This window comes from Brevundimonas sp. LPMIX5, from assembly GCF_003576505.1.
GTDB lineage: Bacteria > Pseudomonadota > Alphaproteobacteria > Caulobacterales > Caulobacteraceae > Brevundimonas > Brevundimonas naejangsanensis.
The window spans coordinates 125,271-141,168 of the sequence record NZ_QWTZ01000004.1 but is presented as its reverse complement, the minus strand read 5'-3'; the positions used below and the strand labels follow the sequence as shown (position 1 = coordinate 141,168).

Here is a 15,898-nt window from a genome sequence, read left to right as displayed (position 1 = left end):
CGCAGGCTGGCGGCTTGTCGCGCCTCGGGGGCCGCGATACGCCTGACGAAAGCATAAGGAGACGCCCATGACCGCCGCCCTCGACGTGACCGAAGTTCTGGCGGGCCTGCCCGACTGGCGCCGCGCCGACGATCCGCGCCCGGCCATCGCGCGGACCCTGCGTTTCGCCGATTTCAACGCCGCCTTCGGCTTCATGACCCGCGTCGCCCTGCTGGCCGACAAGGTCGATCACCATCCAGAGTGGTCGAACGTCTACAACCGCGTCGAGGTGCTGCTGACCACCCATGACGCGGACGGGGTGACGGAGCGCGACGTGGCGATGGCCCGCTTCATCGACGAAGCGGTCAAGGGGCTGGTCGAGTAATGGCCCCCCGTCACGGACGCGTCGCAGGCAAGGCGGCCCTGATCACCGGCGCCGCCGGCGGGCTGGGCCAGGCGATGGCGCGGATGCTGGTCCGCGAGGGCGCCAAGGTCGCGCTCAGCGATCTGGACCTGAGCGGCGTCCGCGCCCTGGCCGAGGCGATCAACGCCGAACATCCCGGCATGGCCTTCGCCTATGAGCACGACGTCACGCGCGAGGACGACTGGGTCCGCGTCGTCGGCGCGGCGGTCGAGGACATGGGCGGGCTCAGCATCCTGGTGAACAACGCCGGGATCGGCGGCCAGCTTTTGTGGGCCGAGCAGGACACGCTGGAGAACTGGCGCCGGGTTCAGGCGATCAATCTGGAATCCGTCATGCTGGGCTGCAAGCACGCCATGGCGCCGCTCAGGGCGTCGGGCGCGGGGTCCATCGTCAACATCTCATCCATCGCGGGACTGGCGGCGGCGCCGGGCATGGGCGCCTACAACGCCACCAAGGCGGCGGTCTGGCTCTACACCAAGACGGTAGCGCTGGAGGCGGCCAAGGCGGGCTGGAACGTGCGCGCCAACTCGGTGCACCCGGTCTTCATCAAGACGCCGATCCTCGATCCCTTCGTCGTCATGGCCGGCGGGAACGAGGCGAGCGCGCACGAAAAGCTGGCGCGCGGCATTCCGCTGAAACGGATCGGCGAGCCGGACGATGTGGCGTACTGCGTGCTGTATCTCGCGTCAGATGAATCGAAGTTCGTAACCGGCGCCGAGTTCAAGATCGACGGCGGACTGACAGCGCAGTAGCGCTCGGGCCTACCCGCTCGTCCCGGCGGACGCCGGGATGAGCGGAAGTCGGGAGCAATGAAAAAGGGCGCCGCGGTCTCCCGCAGCGCCCTTCCGTCTTCAGGCCTTGAAACCCTAGTTGCCGTAGGCGGGCGGCATGGCGCCCTCGCCGCCAGTGCGGTAGCGGTCACGCAGCAACAGGTTGCGGGCCTGCAGCGGCTGCTCCACCCCGTCGATCAGCACGGCTGACGGCTGGCTCAGCGGCTCCAGCGGATCGCCGGACCAGACCACGACGTCGCCCGCCGCCCCGGCCTTCAGCTCGCCGAACTGGCCGTCAAAGCCGAAGATGCGGGCCGGGTTGACCGTGATCGCCTGGATGGCCGCCGCGAAGGGCAGGCCGTGCGAGACGGCGTTGCCCGCATTGTAGCGGATGTCGCGGGCGCGGTGGGCCGAGCCTTCGTTGCCCTTGATGGCGATGACGACACCGGCCGCGTTCAGCGCCGCCGCGTTCTGCATCCGCGCCGCCCGCATCTCGAAGTTGGCGGGCAGGTTGGTGATCGGGTGCAGCAGGACCGGCACGTTCGCCGCCGCGATCTCGTCGGCGACCAGCCAGCCTTCGGCGGCGCCGTCCATGATGATCTTGATCCCTTCCTCGCGCGCCAGACGCAGCACCTGCTGGATGTCCGAGGCGCGGTTGACGGTGACGATCAGCGGCATACGCCCCTCGGCCACCGGGATCAGGGCCTCCATATCGGCGCGCGACAGCGACAGGGCGCGCATGTCGGCCCGCTCATAGGCCGCCTTGTTACGGGCGTATGTCCGCACCTCGGCCAGGGTCTCCTTGAACAGGACGAACTCGGCGCCGCGCGCGCCGCCCGCCACCGCCTTGCCGGCCTCGCCGAAAGGCGCGACCATGGCCACGCGCGGCTTCACCAGGATGTCGGCGCCGCCCAGCTTGATGACCGCCGCCTGCCCCGCGAACAGGCCCGGCGTCTGGAAGCCGCCCGCGCCCGCCCCGGCAAAGTCGGAATCGTCATGGCTGTGGCCGCCGCCCGAGCCGCCGTGCTGCGGCGTGACGACGGCGCGCGTGACGCCGCCCAGACGCGCGACCGGCAGGGTGAAGGACCACGGATCCAGCCCATAGGACAGGTCGAAGGCCGCCGTCAGGGTGTTGGCGCGGTTGGCCAGGTCGTTGGAACCGCGCACCGAACCGACCTCGGTGCCGCCGAGACCGGAATCCACGGCGACGAAGCCCGGCGTCACCACCTTGCCGCGCGCGTCGATGACCCGCAGACCGGCCGGGGCCGCGCCGGTTCCGACTGAAACGACCTTGCCGTTACGGATGACGACGGTGCCGTTCTCGATGACCGAGGTCCCGGTCAGCACCTGACCGCCGGTGATGGCCACGTCCTGGGCCAGAGCGGGGCCGGTCAGTGCGAAGGCTGCGACTGCGCCCGCAAGCAGAGTTTTGATACGCATGGTTCAGCGGGCTCCCTGGGCGACGCCGGCGGCGGACAGGCCGAAGCCGGGCTGGCCCAGTTCGAAATCGGACACGGGCTGGAAGGCGGGGTTCTGGCGATCGAAGGCCAAGCCGCCGTCGATGAAGACCTGATCGGCGCGGGCGTAGATCGAGAAGGGATCGGCGCTCCAGATCACCACGTCGGCGCGCTTGCCGCTCTCCAGCGAGCCGGTTTCCTTGTCGATGCCGATGGACTTGGCCGCATTCAGCGTGATCCAGCCGATGGCGTGCTCTTCGGAGATGTTCATCCCGGCGCGCCGACCGGCCGACAGGGCGGCGGCGGCTTCCTGGTTCAGGCGCTGGATCAGTTCGGCGTCGTCCGAGTGGATGACGGCGCACGAGCCCTCGGGCGCGTCGGTCAGGGCGGCGTTCTCCTCGATGCCGTCCAGGGCCTCCATCTTGAAGCCCCACCAGCCGGTCCACATGGCGGCGCAGACGCCTTCACGCGCCAGCATCGGCGCGATCTTGTAGGCCTCGACCGCGTGGTGGAAGGTGGTGACCTTGTAGCCGAACTCCTTGGCCACATCGAGCATCACGGCCATTTCGTCGGCGCGATAGCAGTGGTTCTGGACCAGGATCGAGCCGTCCAGCACGCCCGCCAGGGTCTCAAGCTGCAGGTTGCGGGTCGGGGGCGTGCCCTGACCGTCCTCACGCCACTTGTCCCACTTGGCCTTGTAGTCGCGCGCGGCGATAAAGCCGGCGCGATAGCCGGCGACATTGCCCATGCCGGTGGCGGGCGACTGATTGCGGCCGCCGTAGACGCGCGAAGGGTTCTCGCCGCAGGCCATCTTCAGGCCGTAGGGGGCGTTGGGGAACTTCATCCCCTGCATGGTAACCGAGGGGACGTTGCGCAGAGTCACGCCGCGACCGCCGAACAGATTGGCCGATCCGGGCAAGATCTGCACAGTCGTCACGCCACCCGCGCGGGCGGTGTTGAAGCCCGGATCCTGAGGCCAGATCGAGTGCTCGGACCAGACCTGGGCGGTGTTGGGGTTGGTGGCCTCGTTGCCGTCGCTCATCCCCTGCACGCCGGGCGAGGGATAGACGCCCAGGTGGCTGTGAATGTCGATGATGCCCGGCGTGACGAAGCGGCCGCGCGCGTCAACCACCTGGTGCCCCGCCGGAACCGGGGTGTCCGCCCCGCCGACAGCGGCGATGCGGCCGTCGGTGACGACGACGACGCCGCCCTCGATCTTCTGGCCCGCGCCGGTCAGCACCGTGGCGCCGACGATGGCCATGTCCTGGCGCGGCAGGCCGCGATAGGTCGAGGGATAGGGGTCCTGATTGGCCCAGCCGTCCAGACCCGGCGCCATCGTGCGATCCTTGGAGGCCGACGACGTCGAAGCGGTCTGCGTCTTGGGCGACGCCTCGCCGGTCGTGGCGCAGGCCGACAGGCTGAGCGCGCCGAGCGCGCAGGTGAGGACAGCGAGGCTTGGCCCCCGCAGGCGACTGAACAACATGGGCGAGCCCCCTCGCGCCCGCGAACGGCGGGCAAACAATGGCGCGTATACAATCGCCTGTTTCCGTCAGGGTAAAGCTCTAAAAGCGGTTGCTCGCGGCAAAGTCAGCGCGGCGCTCAATCGGCAGGCAAGCGCGCGCGGACCTCCGCGTCGGTCAGGCCGTCGACCTCGATCATCTTCAGCCGCGACTGGCCGCCGCGCGCCAGGGTCACGTCGCGCTTGGGCACGCCCAGCGCCTTGGCCAGGAAGGCGGTCAGGGCGGCGTTGGCCTCGCCCTCCACCGGCTGGGCGCGAACGCGGACCTTCAGCACCGGACGGCCGTCCGGGTCGACGTCCCAGCCGTCGATGCGGTCGGCCGAGGCGCGCGGAGTCAGTTTGATGGCGAGGCGGGCGGTCATGCAGCGTGTTTGGCCCATTCACGCGAGAGCGCCAAGCTAACCTTCCCGCTCATCCCGGCGGACGCCGGGATCCAGTGCTTTGGCTTCGTGGAGCGCGTAGCTCTTACTGGGTCCCGGCGTCCGCCGGGATGAGCGGATATAGAAGGCGGATAAGAAAACGCGCCGGACGATCTCTCGCCCGGCGCGCTTCCAACTCAGCGTGACGCTCGCCCTTAGCCCAGAGCGGCCATCAGTTCCGGCACGGCGGTCTTGTAGTCGGCGACCCAGCCGTAGTCGGCGACCTGGAAGATCGGGGCGTCGGCGTCCTTGTTGATGGCGACGATCACCTTGGAATCCTTCATACCGGCCAGGTGCTGGATAGCGCCCGAGATGCCGATGGCGATGTACAGGCCCGGCGCCACGACCTTGCCGGTCTGCCCGACCTGATAGTCGTTAGGGGCATAGCCCGCGTCGACCGCCGCGCGCGAGGCGCCGACAGCGGCGCCCAGCTTGTCGGCCAGTGGGTCCATGATGGCGGCGAACTCTTCGGCCGAGCCCAGGGCGCGGCCGCCCGAGACGACGATCTTGGCGGCGCCCAGTTCGGGGCGGTCCGACTTGACCATTTCTTCCGAGACGAAGGCGGTCTTGGGCGCTTCGCCCGCAGCGACGCTCTCGACCGGGGCCGAACCGCCTTCAGCGGCGGCGGCGAAGGCCGTCGGGCGCACGGTGATGACCTTCTTGGCGTCGGCCGACTGGACCGTTTCCAGCGCATTGCCCGCATAGATCGGGCGCACGAAGGTATCGGCCGAGACGACCTCGACGATGTCCGAAATCGGCGCCGTATCCAGCTTGGCCGCGATGCGCGGAGCGAAGTTCTTACCGTCGGTGTTGGCCGGGGTCAGGATGGCGTCGTAGTTTCCGGCCAGCGGCAGGACGGTGGCCTCGACGGCCTCGGCCAGACCGTGAGCAACGGCGTCGCCCTCGGCCAGCAGGACCTTGCGCACGCCCGAAATCTTGGCGGCGGCACCAGCCACGGCCTTGGCGTCCTTGCCCAGCACCAGAACGTCCACGTCGGACGACAGCGCCAGGGCGGCCGTCACGGTCTTGTTGGTGGTGTCGCGAACGGCCGAGCCGTCGTGGTCGGCGATGACGAGAACGGCCATTACAGAACCCCTGCGTCTTTGAGCTTGGAAACCAGTTCGGCCGCATCGGCGACCTTGACGCCCGCCGAACGCTTCGGCGGCTCCGTCACCTTCAGCACCTTAAGGCGGTCGGCCGTGTCGACGCCGTAGTCGGCGACCGCCTTCATGGCGATCTCCTTCTTCTTGGCCTTCATGATGTTCGGCAGCGACGCATAGCGCGGCGTGTTCAGGCGCAGATCGACCGAGACCACGGCGGGAAGTTCCGCCGAGACGGTCTGCAGGCCGCCGTCGACTTCACGCGTGACCACAGCCTTGCCGCCGTCGATCGCCAGCTTGCCGGCGAAGGTGGCCTGCGGCCAGTCCAGCAGGGCGGCCAGCATCTGGCCCACGGCGTTGTTATCGCCATCGATCGACTGCTTGCCCAGCAGGACCAGATCCGGCTTCTCCTCGTCCACGACCGCCTTCAGCACCTTGGCGACGGCCAGCGGCTCCAGGTCCGTGTCCGACTGCACCAGGACGCCGCGATCGGCGCCCATGGCCAGGGCGGTGCGGATGGTTTCCTGAGCTTGGGTCACGCCGATGGAGACGACGACGATTTCCGTCGCCGTGCCCGCGGCATGGTGTTCCTTGCCTTCCTTCAGACGCACGGCCTCTTCGACGGCGATTTCGTCGAAGGGGTTCATGCTCATTTTGACGTTGGCGAGGTCGACGCCGGTCTGGTCCGCTTTCACGCGAGCCTTGACGTTGGAGTCGATCACCCGTTTCACCGGGACGAGTACCTTCATGAGACTATCCGCTTGGTCACCGAAATATCGGCCGAGGGATTGGACCGACGAGGCCGACCTGTCAACGTAACGCTACGTGAAGTGCGGTCGTGTCGCGGACGCATTTTTGATCTATTGAGACCGGCATGAAACGCTTCCTGACGATCCGTCGCCTCAGCTTTATCTTCTTCAGCCTGTTCGCGGTGACGCTGGCGGGGCTGTTCGTCCTGCAGCGTTTCTGGGTCGAGCCGGGCGATCGCTGTACGGCCAAGGGCTATTGGTACGACATGGAGACGCGCATCTGCGCCCAGCCCGTCTACATTCCCGACATCACCAAACGGCCCGAAGGCATGACGCGCGCCGAGGCCTCGGCCGAGGCCAACCGCGACCTGGTCAAGCTGGAAGACCAGATCGCCGCCGACAAACGCGCCCGCGCCGCCGCCACCGAAGCCGAGCGCGAGCGGGTCAAGGCGCTTCAGGGCCGCTAAGGCCCCCTGCTCTTCAGTCGGCGCTCAGCCTTCAGCGCGTCGCGCCGGGGCGCCACAGCACGTCGCCCGCGCCATTGGCGTTGGCGCGGCGGGCGGCGACGAACAGATGGTCCGACAGGCGGTTCAGATAGCGGACCGCGTCCGGATTCACCGTCTCGCCGCTTTCCACCAGCCGCACCGCGTCACGCTCGGCCCGACGGCACACGGTGCGCGCCAGATGCAGATGCGCCGACAACGGCGAGCCGCCTGACAGGATGAAGCTGTCCAGCGGCTTCAGGCTTTCGTTCATCCAGTCGATTTCCTTCTCCAGCCGCTCGACCTGTGAGGCGATGATGCGCAGCGCCTCCCATTTCGGGGCCGGGTCCAGCGGGGTGGCCAGATCGGCGCCGAGGTCGAACAGCTCGTTCTGGATGCGGCCTAGCATGGCGTCGATGCGGTCGTTCTGGCCGCTGTTCAGACGCGCCACGCCGATGACGGCGTTCAGCTCGTCCACCGTCCCATAGGCCTCGACCCGCAGATCAGTCTTGGACACCGGCGCGCCCGAGGCCAGCCGCGTCTGACCGGCGTCGCCGGTGCGGGTGTAGATCTTGTTCAGCGTCACCATGGCGCGCCCTCCCTGTTTTTCGTCGGCGCCGGCCTCAACCCGCGTGCGTGCGCTTCAGCCACATCCCGATCATCAACAGCAGCACCGCCACCGCCTGCAGAGCCACCCGCCACCGCATCAGCTTGTTGGACCGAGCGCCTGCGCCCTCGCCCCCGCGCTGCATGTTGTACAGGCCCAGGCCCAGGGTGATCGCGACAGCGGCCACGGCGATCAGGATCAGGATGTCGATGATGTCCATGACCGCCTCTTTAGGCCCGAGCGCATTTGCGCGCCAGTCGTGTCGGAAGCACGGCGCAAATGCGACCTATTCGCACACCCCCATTGCCAAGAAAGTTCGAACGCTGTTGAGAAGCGTTCTCATTTCTTAAGGCTCCGCTCCAATGTCCTCCTTCCGCTCGTCCCGCCGCTCGTCCCTGCTGGCGGCCACCGCCCTGATGACCGTCGGGGCAGCGGCGCCCGCCCTGGCTGACGAAGCTGCGGCCGCCCTGGAGCAGAGCCATCAGGTGGCCGACGTGGTCGTCACCGCCTCTGGCTTCGAGCAACGCATCGAACAGGCTCCGGCTTCGATCAGCGTCATCCCGCGCGCCGAAATCGAAGAGATCCGCGCCGTCTCCATCGCCGAAATCCTGGCCAATGTGGAAGGCGTCGACACGGGCGCCGCCGTGGGCAAGACCGGCGGCCAGACCATCAACATTCGCGGCATGGGCTCGGACTACACCCTGATCCTGATCGACGGCCGCCGCCAGAACACGGCCGGCAGCGTCACGCCCAACGGCTTCGGCGAGACTTCGTCCAGCTTCATGCCGCCCGTGGCCGCCATCGAGCGCGTCGAAGTAGTGCGCGGGCCGGTCTCGACCCTCTATGGCTCCGACGCCATGGGCGGGGTGGTCAACATCATCACCCGCAAGGTCGGCGATCGCTGGCTGGGCGCGGTCACCGGCCACTACACCCTTCAGGGAGACGACGACTTCGGCGCCATCTGGGGCGGCGACTTCTACGCCAGTGGACCTCTGGTCGCCGACCGGGTCGGCCTGGCCTTGCGCGGCGCCTATTCCGAGCGCGAACAATCCAGCCTGACCTATGAGAATGTCAACGGTGTGGAGACGCCGGTCAGCGGCTTCGGACGCAGTTCGACCGCCAATGAAATCTGGTCGCTGGGCGCGCGCCTGTCGCTGAACCTGCACCCGGATCACGACCTGTGGTTCGACTATGACACCGCCAACCAGTGGTACGACAATACCAACGGCCAGATGGGCACGGCCACCACCGCCGGCGGCTACGACAAATTCCTGGAGTTCAACCGCGACCAATTCGTCATCGCCCACAACTGGCGCCTGCCGTTCGGGGTGCTGGAGTCCAACTATTCGGTGGGCACGACCGAGACGGTCGGGCGGATCATTCCCAACGGCGTCGCCGGCGCCGGCGGCCCGCGCACCCTGGAGAGCGAGAACCGCATCTTCGACACCAAGCTGTTCTCGCAATGGCGCAACCACAGCTTCACCGTCGGCGGCCAGTACTGGGAAGCCGAGATGGTCGACGGCGTCGCCCCCACCCGGTTCGAGCACACCCAGTGGGCGATCTTCGCCGAGGACGAATGGCGCTTTACCGACACCCTGGCGCTGACGCTGGGCGCCCGCCATGACGACCACTCGACCTTCGGTTCGCACTTCAGCCCGCGCGCCTATGTCGTGTGGAACGCCACGGCCAACTGGACCCTGAAGGGTGGGGTCAGCCAGGGCTTCAAGACTCCGCGCCTGGAACAACTGGCCGAAGGCATCAACGGCTTCGGCGCCCAGGGCCGCCTGCCGCTGCTGGGTTCGCCCGGCTTGAAGCCCGAGACCTCGACCTCGACCGAGTTGGCGGTCTTCTACGACAACCGCGACAATTTCCGCGCCAGCATGACGCTTTTCCACAATGCCTTTGACGACAAGATCGCCTCGGGTCCCCAGGTCGCCAACTGCTTGTTCGGCCTGGATCAGGCCCAGTATGACGCGGGCAGCTATCCGACCACGGGCTGCTATGACGTCGGCTTCTTCACCCCCTATATCGCCACCGTCGCGGGCTTCGGCCAGTCAGTGAACATCGATGAGGCCGAGACCCAGGGCGTCGAACTGTCGGCTCGCTGGCGCGCTGCCCCCGACTGGACCCTTCAGGCCAACTACACCTATACCGAAAGCGAACAGAAGTCGGGCGCCTCGGCCGGTCTGCCCCTGACCGACACGCCCGAGCACATGCTGAACGCCAATGTCCGCTGGAACGCCACCGACCGGCTGAACCTGTGGGTGCGCGGCGAATACCGCTCGGAACGCTATCGCGGCGCCGGCCCGGCCCAGGACGCTTGGGGCGACTACGCCGCCTACGAACTGTTCCACCTGGGCGGATCGTATGAGGTCAACGACCGGCTGACAGTCAATGCAACGATCTACAATCTATTCGACAAGGACTTCGTCAGCCTGCTGCCCTACGGCACGCCGGTCGCCTATACGCCGGAATACGCCAACAACCAGGAGCCGCGTCGTCTGTGGGTGTCGGTGACGACGACCTTCTGATCCCCTTTTCAGTTTCCTCCCCGACTGACCGGGCCGCCTCCTGCTGGAAGCGGCCCGTTTTTTTCGCGCTCCAAACTAAGCCGTTGGTCACCTTTGGCGGGCACAATGTCGCCATGACCGACCGCGCCATCCGCAATCTTGAACACCTGCGCCGCACCGCCTCGACGGCGCGTGTGCTGAACCTGCTCAAGGTCTATGACGAACACGGCGACACCGAGGACTGGGCCGAGCGGCCGATGTTCCGCACGCCGGCGCTGAACCGCGCCCTGATCATCAAGCACCGTCTGCGCCGCAATGAGACCGACGCCTTTCCGGGCCGTCGCCAGGTGGCGACCAAGATCGTGGTGCCGATCGACAGCACCGACCTGAAGACCGGCGGCCGATTCATCTTCGTCAATCAGATCGGCTTTGAACGCGCCATGCATGAAGCGTTCGGCGTCGACGCCGATCATCCGGACCTGAAGACCCTGCGGCTGATGGACCGGCTGCCGTCGCTGGACCCCTTCCTGCTGCGCGAGCAGCTTCGGCGGGGCAGTGTGGATGCGGCGGCCTGTTATTTCGCCCTCAGCGAGGCCGACCTGGAGCGGATGCTGGAGTTCGTCCAGAGCGAGATCGAGCCCCTGGTCACCCTCAGCGTCGGCGACGGCGTGGTCGCCGCCGGCTCCACCGCGCGGATGGCGGCGAAAATCCTGTCCAACGCGCCCGGCGACCGACTGGAGGCCCTGCGCCTGACGCTGAAGCTGGAGCCCGAGCAGTATCAGGAGGGCGTCTTCTGCTGGAAGGGCTTCCTCTATTACAAATGGGCGCTCAGCAGCCTGATGGCCGATATCGTCAACGTCGCCGACGAGGTGGTGACGGTGCAGGCCGTCGGCCCCAGCGACCGGGCCGCCGCCGAATATATTCAGCGCGGACGCGGCGTCCTGCGCGCGCGGATCATGAAGACCTGCGACGAGGTCAGCCGGACGCTGCGCTATTACGACGACGCCTATGCGGCCCTGACGCGCGAGGGCAATCCGGTGGCGTTCAGGGACTTCCTGCTGGAGGCGCCCGCCATGTTCACCCGGCTGGGCGACCAGTTGGGCGCAGTGCAGCACATCGTCAGCTTCTGGCGCTTCCGCTTCAACCCCAAGGCGCCGCCGGTCGGGGTGGACGAACTGATCGACATCTTCATGGACTTCGAGACCGGCTTGATGGGGCGTGGACCGGACGAGTTCGATCCGCGCGATATCGCCGCGTGACAAAGAAAACCCCGCGCCGTCGACAGCGCGGGGTTCTGTTTTCAGGCCTGAAGCCGGTCCTTAGTAGCGGTAGTGTTCCGGCTTGAACGGGCCTTCGACCGGCACGTTGATATAGTCGGCCTGTTCCTGGTTCAGCGTCGTCAGCTTGGCGCCCAGCTTGGCCAGGTGCAGGAAGGCGACCTTTTCGTCCAGGTGCTTGGGCAGGGTGTAGACCTTGTTGTCGTAGGCCTTGGCGTTGGTCCACAGCTCGATCTGGGCCAGCGTCTGGTTGGTGAAGGAGGCGCTCATCACGAAGGACGGGTGTCCCGTGGCGTTGCCCAGGTTCACGAGGCGGCCTTCCGACAGCAGTATGATCTTCTTGCCGTCTGGGAACTCGACGTGGTGGACCTGATCCTTGATCTTGTCCCACTTGAAGTTCTTCAGGCCCGCGACCTGAATCTCAGAGTCGAAGTGGCCGATGTTGCAGACGATGGCGTTGTTGCGCATGGCGCGCATGTGCTCGACGCGGATGACGTCCTTGTTGCCCGTGGTGGTAACGAAGATGTCGGCCTTGTCGGCGACGTCTTCGAGCGTCTGGACCTCATAGCCTTCCATCGCCGCCTGCAGGGCGCAGATCGGGTCGATCTCGGTGACGATCACACGGGCGCCGCCGTTGCGCAGGCTGGCCGCCGAGCCCTTGCCCACGTCGCCGTAGCCGCAGACCACGGCGACCTTGCCCGACAGCATGACGTCGGTGCCGCGACGGATGGCGTCGACCAGCGATTCACGGCAGCCGTACAGGTTGTCGAACTTGGACTTGGTGACGCTGTCGTTGACGTTGATGGCGGGGAACGGCAGTTCGCCCTTTTCCGCCATCTGATACAGGCGGTGAACGCCCGTGGTCGTCTCTTCCGACACGCCGCCGATGGCGTCGCGGATGGCCGAGTAGAAGCCCGGCTTTTCCTTCAGATAGCGCTTCATGACTGAGAAGAGGGCTTCCTCTTCCTCGTTCTGGGGGTTGTCGAGGACGGAGGCGTCCTTCTCGGCCTTCGGCCCCAGCACGCACAGCAGGGTGGCGTCGCCCCCGTCGTCGAGGATCAGGTTCGGGTAGCCGCCATCGGCCCATTCGAAGATCTTGTGGGCGTATTCCCAATACTCGACCAGATTCTCGCCCTTGAAGGCGAAGACCGGCGTGCCCGACGCGGCGATGGCGGCGGCGGCGTGGTCCTGGGTCGAGAAGATGTTGCACGAGGCCCAGCGCACTTCGGCGCCCAGGGCTTCCAGCGTCTGGATCAGCACGGCCGTCTGGATGGTCATGTGCAGGGAGCCGGCGATGCGGGCGCCCTTCAGAGGCTGGGACGCGCCGTATTCGTCGCGCAGCGCCATTAGGCCCGGCATCTCGGTTTCGGCGATAGCGATTTCCTTGTTGCCGAAGTCGGCCAGGGAGATGTCGCGGACGATGTAGTCGGTCATGCTGAAATGTCTTTCGGCCACTGTCGGAGATTGTCGCCGCTATAGCGCGACGCGGCGGGTGGAGCAATCAAGACATAAGGATGTCTTTATATGAACCACGCCAAGGCGCTGACGCCTCGGCCTCCCACAGCGATTTGAGCCTGCTCATTAAGGGAATCTACGCATCCGCGGCTTAACCCGGCCAATACCCTCTTGATGACAAGGGGTATTAAGGGCCCTCCCTCCGCCCTGCCGTTGCAGTGAGTATTGCGTCATGGCTTCCCACGAGATCGACCGCCGCATGAACTTCATGGGCCTGGGTCGGCCGTCCGCCGGTTACAGCGCCGTTTCGGGCGTGCTGCGCAAGAACGCGCCTGTGGCCCTGGCCGCCTTCTACGACAAGGTGCGCGCCGAACCTGAGATGCGCCGCTTCTTCCGCGACGAAGGGCACATCAGCGCCGCCAGCAACGCCCAGCAGCGCCACTGGGACGCCATCATCGACGGCCGGGCCGACGAGAACTACGCCGCCTCGGTGCGCACCATCGGCCGGGTTCACGCCCGCATCGGTCTGGAGCCGCGCTGGTATATCGGCGGCTACAGCGTGATCCTGGCCCACCTGACCCGCGCCATCGTCGAGCGGCCCAGAAAACTGTTCGCCAATCGCCGCGAACATGACCGCATCACCGCCGAGGCCGTGGCCGAACTGAACCAGCGAGTCATGCTGGACATGGATCTGGCCATCTCCATCTACCTCGACGCCCTGCAGGAAGAGCGCGACCGCGTCCAGGCCGAACACGACGCCGCCGAAGCGCGACAGGCCGAAGTGGTGCGTGCGCTTGGCGCCGCCCTGCACAGCCTGGCCGACAACGACCTGTCGGTGACGCTGCCGGACGTCTTCCCCGAGGAATACCGCTCGCTGCAGAACGACTTCCATGCCGCGACCCGCGCCCTGCGCACCGCCGTGCGCGCCGTGGCCGACAGCGTCGAGAGCCTGAGCGCCGGCTCCAGCCAGCTGGCCGTCGCCTCCGAGGACCTGGCCAGCCGCACCGAGCGTCAGGCCGCCAATCTGGAGCGCACCGTCAACGAAGCCGACGCCATCGCCCGCGAAGTGGCCTCCACCGCCGACGGGGCCCGCCAGACCGCCGAGGCCCTCGCCGCCGCCCGCACCGATGTCGAACACACGACCCAGGTGGTCGGCGACGCGGTTTCCGCCATCCACGCCATCGCTGAATCCTCTGCCGAGATCGCTCGCTTCACCAGCCTGATCGACGAGATCGCCTTCCAGACCAATCTGCTGGCGCTCAACGCCGGGGTCGAGGCCGCCCGCGCGGGCGACGCCGGGCGCGGCTTCGCCGTCGTGGCCCAGGAAGTGCGCGCCCTGGCCCAGCGCTCGTCCGAAGCCTCGGGCGAGATCCGCACCCTGATCGCAACCTCCTCGGCCCAGGTGGCGCGAGGGGTCGATCTGGTCGAGCGCACCGGCGCGGCGCTTGAGCGCATCGGCGCCAAAGTCACGGCCGTCGACGGCCTGGCGGGCGGCATCGCCGGTTCGGCTCAGGAACAGGCAGAGGGCCTGGCCCGCGTCCGCCGCGCCATGGGCGAAATGGACGACATCACCCAGCAGAACGCCGCCATGACCGAGGAAGCGACAGCCGCCGCCCGTCAACTGGCCAATGAAGCCGTCAGCCTGAACCAGCAGGTCGGCCGCTTCCGACTGGACCGTTCGGTCGCAAGCATGGCCGGTCCGCGCCTGGTCGCCTGACGGTCGCTTCGCGCAACGTCGTGCGGCCAAGACAGGCTTGGCGGATCGGCCGCAAGTCGTTTAAGCCGTCGCCTCATGGCTGACGACGCTTCGATCCGACCCGCCCGCGATCTCTCGATCCCCCGCCACGATTGGACGCTGGAGGAGGTCGAGGCCCTGTTCGCCCGCCCCTTCATGGAGCTGGTGTTCGAGGCTGCGACCGTGCACCGCCGCACCTTCGACCCGAACGAGGTGCAGAAGTCGCAGCTGCTGTCGGTCAAGACCGGCGGCTGCGCCGAGAACTGCGGCTACTGCTCGCAATCGGCCAGCTTCAAGACCGGGCTGAAGGCCGAGAAGCTGATGGAACCGACCGCCGTCATCGCCGAGGCCATGGCGGCCAAGGCGGGCGGGGCCAGCCGCTTCTGCATGGGCGCTGCCTGGCGCGAGTTGAAGGACCGCGACACGCCCAAGCTGGCGGCCATGATCTCAGGCGTGAAGGCGCTCGGTCTGGAGACCTGCGCCACCCTGGGGATGCTGAACGCCGATCAGGCGAAACAGCTGAAGGACGCGGGCCTCGACTACTACAACCACAACCTCGACACCGGGCCTGAGTATTACGCCGAGGTGGTGACGACCCGCTCCTATCAGGACCGGCTGGAGACGCTTCAACACGTCCGCGACGCCGGGATGTCGACCTGCTGTGGCGGCATCGTCGGCATGGGCGAGAAGCGCCGCGACCGCGCGGGCCTGCTGCACGCCCTGGCCACCCTGCCCGTCCACCCCGACAGCCTGCCGGTCAACGCCCTGGTCCCCGTCGGCGGCACGCCTCTGGGCGAGCGCGTGCTGAAGGAAGGCGAGATCGACCCGATCGAGTTCGTCCGCACCGTCGCCGTCGCCCGTCTGGTCTGCCCACGGTCGATGGTGCGCCTGTCGGCCGGTCGCGAGGGCATGACGCCGGAGATGCAAGCCCTGTGCTTCCTGGCCGGCGCCAACTCCATCTTCGTCGGCGGCAAGCTGCTGACCACGCCGAACCCGGAAGAGGACGACGACGCCAGACTGTTCGCCCTGCTGGACCTGAAGCCCATGCCGCTGAGGGTCGAGGCGCGGGCCTAAACGCCCTCGGCGCGGCGCCAGCGCGCCACCAGCCACAGGTGCAGGGCGTGCGCCGCCACCCAGGCCACGCCCATAAGGCTCAGAACGCCGAAGTAAAGGCCAAGACCCCGCCCCGCTTTGCCCAGCAGCGGCAACAGGGCCGTGGGAAACAGAGTGATCGCCGCCAGGGTCGGCGTAAAGGCGAGAGCCAGGTCACGCGGCGCGCGCCACGTCGGCCGCCCGTCAAAGCCCCACTGCATCGGCAGGCGCGCCGAACGCGGCAGTCCTCTTGCAGCCTGTCGGGACATGGCCGCCAACACGGCGACGAAAGCTGCAGCCATGATCAATGCGAACGCCGTCAT

At 67.3% G+C, this 15,898-nt stretch carries 16 protein-coding genes; 7 read left to right on the top strand and 9 right to left on the bottom strand.

Annotated elements, in window-relative coordinates:
* The first annotated feature begins 67 nt into the window (after window positions 1-67).
* Complete coding sequence (locus D1604_RS05735; RefSeq protein ID WP_024355112.1) at window positions 68-364, top strand: 4a-hydroxytetrahydrobiopterin dehydratase; 297 nt, start codon at window positions 68-70, stop codon at window positions 362-364.
* Window positions 364-1,155, top strand: coding sequence for an SDR family oxidoreductase (locus D1604_RS05730; RefSeq protein ID WP_119412584.1), 792 nt, complete (start codon window positions 364-366; stop codon window positions 1,153-1,155). The genes D1604_RS05735 and D1604_RS05730 overlap by 1 nt, the downstream gene beginning before the upstream one ends.
* A 114-nt stretch (window positions 1,156-1,269) precedes the next feature.
* Here the strand turns inward: D1604_RS05730 and D1604_RS05725 are convergent, their stop codons facing one another.
* From D1604_RS05725 to D1604_RS05705, 5 genes are all read right to left on the bottom strand, one after another.
* Window positions 1,270-2,613, bottom strand: a complete 1,344-nt coding sequence (locus tag D1604_RS05725) for an amidohydrolase family protein (RefSeq protein WP_119412583.1) — start codon at window positions 2,611-2,613, stop codon at window positions 1,270-1,272.
* A 3-nt stretch (window positions 2,614-2,616) separates the two neighbouring features.
* The gene (locus D1604_RS05720) at window positions 2,617-4,113 is read right to left on the bottom strand and encodes an amidohydrolase (RefSeq protein ID WP_119412582.1); all 1,497 of its coding nucleotides are present in this window, start codon (window positions 4,111-4,113) and stop codon (window positions 2,617-2,619) included.
* Between the two features lie 116 nt (window positions 4,114-4,229).
* Complete coding sequence (locus tag D1604_RS05715) at window positions 4,230-4,511, bottom strand: DUF167 domain-containing protein (RefSeq protein WP_024355116.1); 282 nt, start codon at window positions 4,509-4,511, stop codon at window positions 4,230-4,232.
* Between the two features lie 212 nt (window positions 4,512-4,723).
* Window positions 4,724-5,653 carry an electron transfer flavoprotein subunit alpha/FixB family protein gene (locus D1604_RS05710; protein WP_119412581.1) on the bottom strand — a complete coding sequence of 310 codons (930 nt, stop codon included), beginning with the start codon at window positions 5,651-5,653 and terminating at the stop codon, window positions 4,724-4,726.
* Entirely contained in the window at window positions 5,653-6,417 is a 765-nt protein-coding gene (locus D1604_RS05705) for an electron transfer flavoprotein subunit beta/FixA family protein (RefSeq protein WP_119412580.1), read from the bottom strand. The genes D1604_RS05710 and D1604_RS05705 overlap by 1 nt, the downstream gene beginning before the upstream one ends.
* 125 nt (window positions 6,418-6,542) lie before the next feature.
* Here D1604_RS05705 and D1604_RS05700 point away from each other — a divergent pair, with 125 nt between their 5' ends.
* A complete protein-coding gene (locus D1604_RS05700; RefSeq protein WP_119412579.1) occupies window positions 6,543-6,884 on the top strand; it encodes a hypothetical protein in 342 nt (113 codons plus the stop codon).
* Window positions 6,885-6,915: 31 nt separating this feature from the next.
* On the opposite strand, the gene D1604_RS05695 is transcribed toward D1604_RS05700, so the two are convergent.
* Window positions 6,916-7,488 carry a cob(I)yrinic acid a,c-diamide adenosyltransferase gene (locus D1604_RS05695; RefSeq protein ID WP_024355119.1) on the bottom strand — a complete coding sequence of 191 codons (573 nt, stop codon included), beginning with the start codon at window positions 7,486-7,488 and terminating at the stop codon, window positions 6,916-6,918.
* A 34-nt stretch (window positions 7,489-7,522) separates the two neighbouring features.
* A complete protein-coding gene (locus D1604_RS05690) occupies window positions 7,523-7,726 on the bottom strand; it encodes a twin transmembrane helix small protein (RefSeq protein WP_119412578.1) in 204 nt (67 codons plus the stop codon).
* 142 nt (window positions 7,727-7,868) lie between these two features.
* On the opposite strand from D1604_RS05690, the gene D1604_RS05685 reads away from it, so the two are divergent.
* Window positions 7,869-10,037 carry a TonB-dependent receptor domain-containing protein gene (locus tag D1604_RS05685; RefSeq protein ID WP_119412577.1) on the top strand — a complete coding sequence of 723 codons (2,169 nt, stop codon included), beginning with the start codon at window positions 7,869-7,871 and terminating at the stop codon, window positions 10,035-10,037.
* 113 nt (window positions 10,038-10,150) lie between these two features.
* Window positions 10,151-11,275 carry a hypothetical protein gene (locus D1604_RS05680; protein ID WP_024355122.1) on the top strand — a complete coding sequence of 375 codons (1,125 nt, stop codon included), beginning with the start codon at window positions 10,151-10,153 and terminating at the stop codon, window positions 11,273-11,275.
* A gap of 60 nt (window positions 11,276-11,335) precedes the next feature.
* Here the strand turns inward: D1604_RS05680 and ahcY are convergent, their stop codons facing one another.
* Complete coding sequence (ahcY, locus tag D1604_RS05675) at window positions 11,336-12,727, bottom strand: adenosylhomocysteinase (RefSeq protein WP_119412576.1); 1,392 nt, start codon at window positions 12,725-12,727, stop codon at window positions 11,336-11,338.
* A gap of 253 nt (window positions 12,728-12,980) precedes the next feature.
* On the opposite strand from ahcY, the gene D1604_RS05670 reads away from it, so the two are divergent.
* Complete coding sequence (locus D1604_RS05670; protein WP_119412575.1) at window positions 12,981-14,465, top strand: globin-coupled sensor protein; 1,485 nt, start codon at window positions 12,981-12,983, stop codon at window positions 14,463-14,465.
* Between the two features lie 75 nt (window positions 14,466-14,540).
* Window positions 14,541-15,557 carry a biotin synthase BioB gene (gene bioB, locus D1604_RS05665; RefSeq protein ID WP_119412574.1) on the top strand — a complete coding sequence of 339 codons (1,017 nt, stop codon included), beginning with the start codon at window positions 14,541-14,543 and terminating at the stop codon, window positions 15,555-15,557.
* Here the strand turns inward: bioB and D1604_RS05660 are convergent.
* Window positions 15,554-15,877: a hypothetical protein gene (locus tag D1604_RS05660; RefSeq protein WP_233551914.1), complete on the bottom strand. Its 324-nt coding sequence runs from the start codon at window positions 15,875-15,877 to the stop codon at window positions 15,554-15,556. The two genes, bioB and D1604_RS05660, sit on opposite strands and share 4 nt — an antisense overlap.
* Window positions 15,878-15,898 lie beyond the last annotated feature (21 nt).